Below are 3,400 nucleotides of genomic sequence, written 5' to 3' on the forward strand. Positions count from 1 at the left end.
CTGGCAACGGCTACCTCATCATTTGGGCAGATGACGACGAAGACCAGGAAGGCCTGCATGCCAATTTCAAACTATCTGCTGCTGCAGAAGCAGTTCTCCTTGTGGCCCCTGATGGTACCATTGTTGATGAAGTAACTTATATCGACCAAGTAACGGATGTCTCTTACGGACGATACCCTAACGGCATCGGTGAGTTTCAATCCATGAGCCCCACCTTCAATGCAGAGAATACCGGAACGACTGCTACCAGTGATCCATTTACTAAGCAGCAAGAAATTAAAGTCTATCCTAATCCAGCCAACGATAGCTTTACCCTAAGCATTGACGGAGAAACCGAAGAGAAGCAAATTGTAATGATCTACAACCTCAATGGTACCAAAGTGTACCAAGGTATGATTCGACAAAACGCTCAAATAGATGTTTCTTACTGGCCCGTAGGGCTTTACCTTATTAAGATTGGAAGTACCATTACCAAGGTGGTGGTNNCAATAAGGAGTGAAAAAGACTGCTCAATAACAAATCGAGCAATCATCTTTTAAACAGACAACCAACCTGTTTACTTAGAGAAAAGGCGGCCCATTTTAGGCCGCCTTTTCTATTTGGTACAAGAGGTGCATGGGAAAGCCCAGCTTGCGTTTTTTTGGCACACGATAAAAAAAGCATATCAAAACCGGGCAAAAGACCAGTTTACGCTTATTTTGAGCACAGATTAACACAAGTACCATGTCCAACGTTTCAATCAGCTCCGAAAAACCCAAGCTCAGTTTTTGGCAAATCTGGAACATGAGTTTCGGGTTCCTGGGGATTCAATTTGGTTTTGCTTTGCAAAACGCCAACGTAAGTCGAATTTTTGAAACCCTGGGTGCATCCAAAGATGCACTGCCGATATTGTGGCTTGCCGCACCGGTAACCGGCCTGTTAGTGCAACCCATCATTGGTTATTACAGTGATCGAACCTGGCATAAAAAATGGGGGCGACGGCGGCCGTTCTTTGCCGTNNGGGGCCATATTAGCAACCATCGCACTGTTCCTCATGCCCAATTCTACTGCGCTTTGGATGGCAGTGATTATGCTATGGCTGATGGATGCTTCTATCAATATTAGTATGGAACCGTTTCGGGCCTTTGTTGGCGATATGCTCCCCAACGAGCAACGTACCAGTGGTTTTGCTATGCAGAGTTTCTTTATTGGCCTCGGAGCAGTGATCGCTTCGGCACTACCCTGGATGTTTACCAATTGGTTTGGTGTAAGCAATGTGACGACAGATGGTATGATCCCCGACTCGGTGCGTTGGTCTTTCTACCTAGGTGGTTTTGCCTATTTCACCGCAGTGATGTGGACAGTATTCAAAACCGAAGAATATCCACCCGACGACCTGGAAAAATTTAGAGAGGAAAATGCCGCTGTTGGCATCTGGGACGGTTTAGTCGAATCCTTCCTCGGTATCTTCAAGATGCCCAAAACGATGGTGCAGCTATCGCTGGTACAATTCTTCAGCTGGTTTGCACTTTTTGCTATGTGGATTTATACGACTTCAGCCGTTACGAGTCATGTTTATGGTACGGATGACCCCACCTCTGCCCTTTACAATGAGGGCGCCGACTGGGTAGGTATTTGCTTTGCCATCTACAATGGTATTGCGGCAATCGTCGCCTTTTTGTTGCCCGTTTTGGCTAAGCGCATCACTCGCCGAATGACCCACCTGGTAGCCTTGTTCTGTGGCGGCATTGGTCTTTTCTCCATTTATTTCATCACTGACCCCAACATGCTACTCGTCTCTATGATTGGTGTGGGTATTGCCTGGGCCAGTATTCTGTCTATGCCTTACGCCATGCTTTCAAGCATACTCCCCGCCAATAAGATGGGGTATTACATGGGAGTTTTCAACTTTTTCATTGTCATCCCTCAAATTGTGGCTGCTGGAATTTTAGGCTTTATGCTCAAGTCTTTCTTTGGCAATGTTTCCGTCTATGCACTCATCATCGGTGGCGTTTCTATGATCGTGGCAGGCTTGCTTTGTTTGGTGGTGGAGGATAAGGAGTAGTGCTCGCTTCGCTCGCGGTTTTCAGAATTACTTGTAGGAGAGTTTTACTTCTCTTAAGGGAAGAACTGTGGGCAAAGCGAACACCCCCGTGAATCCCGAGAATCGGGACGCCCCCCCGCGAGTGAAACGAGCACTACCACACACCCACAGGCAGCGATTAGTCATTTGGCGTTCGTTTTAGAAGGAATAAGTTCTATTTTTAAACAATGAAAGTTATCGCCCTCCTTCTCGCGCTCCCATTACTGCTTGCTGCCCAGCAATCTGAGTACACTTACGTTTTTCAAATCACGGCCGATGAGGCGCAAACACTTTATCAATACCAAGGGAAAGATTTATACAGTGATCCTTTTCTCTATCAAATGGTTGACTCTTTTGAAAACAGCATGCCTGCCTTGGCTACTGGTCATTATTTGCTCGTCAAGGCCACCAAAGAAGCGCTGAATATCCAGCAATACAGTGTTCATCAATACGGGGTGCAACAAATCGCCGATGGTAACCATCTTCGTATAGAAATACGCAACACCCATGGTATGTTAGCCCCTGATGGCCGCTTATTTTTTGACGAAGAACTCATCCCATGGCAAACATCCATACAAAGCTACCGTACCAAACGGCCACGTGAAAATGGCTGGCTACGTATCGAAATGCCGGGAGACACGCTCTTTTACCAAGTTGCGTACAACAAGATCAAGCCCCAACGGCGACGCTTTTTCCGCACACCAGTTGGTTATTTTCTGAGTACGCCTTACCGCTTGGCGAAAAACACTTACCACTTCTTCAAGCGAGGAATAGGGCGCGGCAACTGGTACCTCAACTGGCGGCGCATTTGGCCGTTTCCGAAAAAAGATCGCACCCTCAAAGGTTATATCGCCCTCAACCAGCCACGCTACCGGCCAGGCGACACGCTGCGACTAAAAACCTACCTGACCAAACGCAATGGTCGCCCCTTCAGAAAGCCTATTCAACTGACCATGAACGGGTACAGGTATCAACAAGTGATCAATAGAACACTCCAACCTGATCGCGCTGGCGCTTTTACCACCGAAATCGTGCTGGCCGATTCCCTGAAACTCGATCAGACCTATAACCTCTACTTTTCGGTACTTGACAAAAGCAAGTATGGTCGAAAATCGGCCTCCTTTCATTTGGAAGATTACCAGCTGGATGCGGCCACCTTTGAATTAGATCTTTCTCAAAAACAATATCACTCTGACGAACCCATCCTGATTACCGCCAGTGGGCAAGACAAAAACGGCAACCCACTTCCCGGCGCAGCCGTGGAGCTGGTGGCACTACGGCAGCACGTCACAGATATAGAACCCGATTCCCTGCTGATTCCAGATACACTCTGGACTT

At 47.4% G+C, this 3,400-nt stretch carries 2 protein-coding genes and 2 pseudogenes; all 4 read left to right on the top strand.

The genetic code is table 11. From position 1 onward, the window contains the following. Nucleotides 1–484: T9SS type A sorting domain-containing protein (locus ACRBG0_RS28070; protein ID WP_431490146.1), on the top strand; the 484-nt coding region annotated here is incomplete at both ends. A gap of 320 nt (nt 485–804) precedes the next feature. After that, nucleotides 805–998, top strand: a pseudogene (locus ACRBG0_RS28075) (MFS transporter); the annotation flags it as partial. Between the two features lie 2 nt (nt 999–1,000). Then, nucleotides 1,001–2,044 (top strand): annotated as a pseudogene (locus tag ACRBG0_RS28080) (MFS transporter); the annotation flags it as partial. Between the two features lie 206 nt (nt 2,045–2,250). Then, nucleotides 2,251–3,400, top strand: a 1,150-nt coding sequence (locus ACRBG0_RS28085) for a hypothetical protein (protein WP_431490145.1), incomplete at its 3' end; no start/stop codon positions are given.

Origin of the sequence: Lewinella sp., from assembly GCF_050633125.1 — a bacterium.
Taxonomy (GTDB): Bacteria; Bacteroidota; Bacteroidia; order Chitinophagales; family Saprospiraceae; genus Lewinella.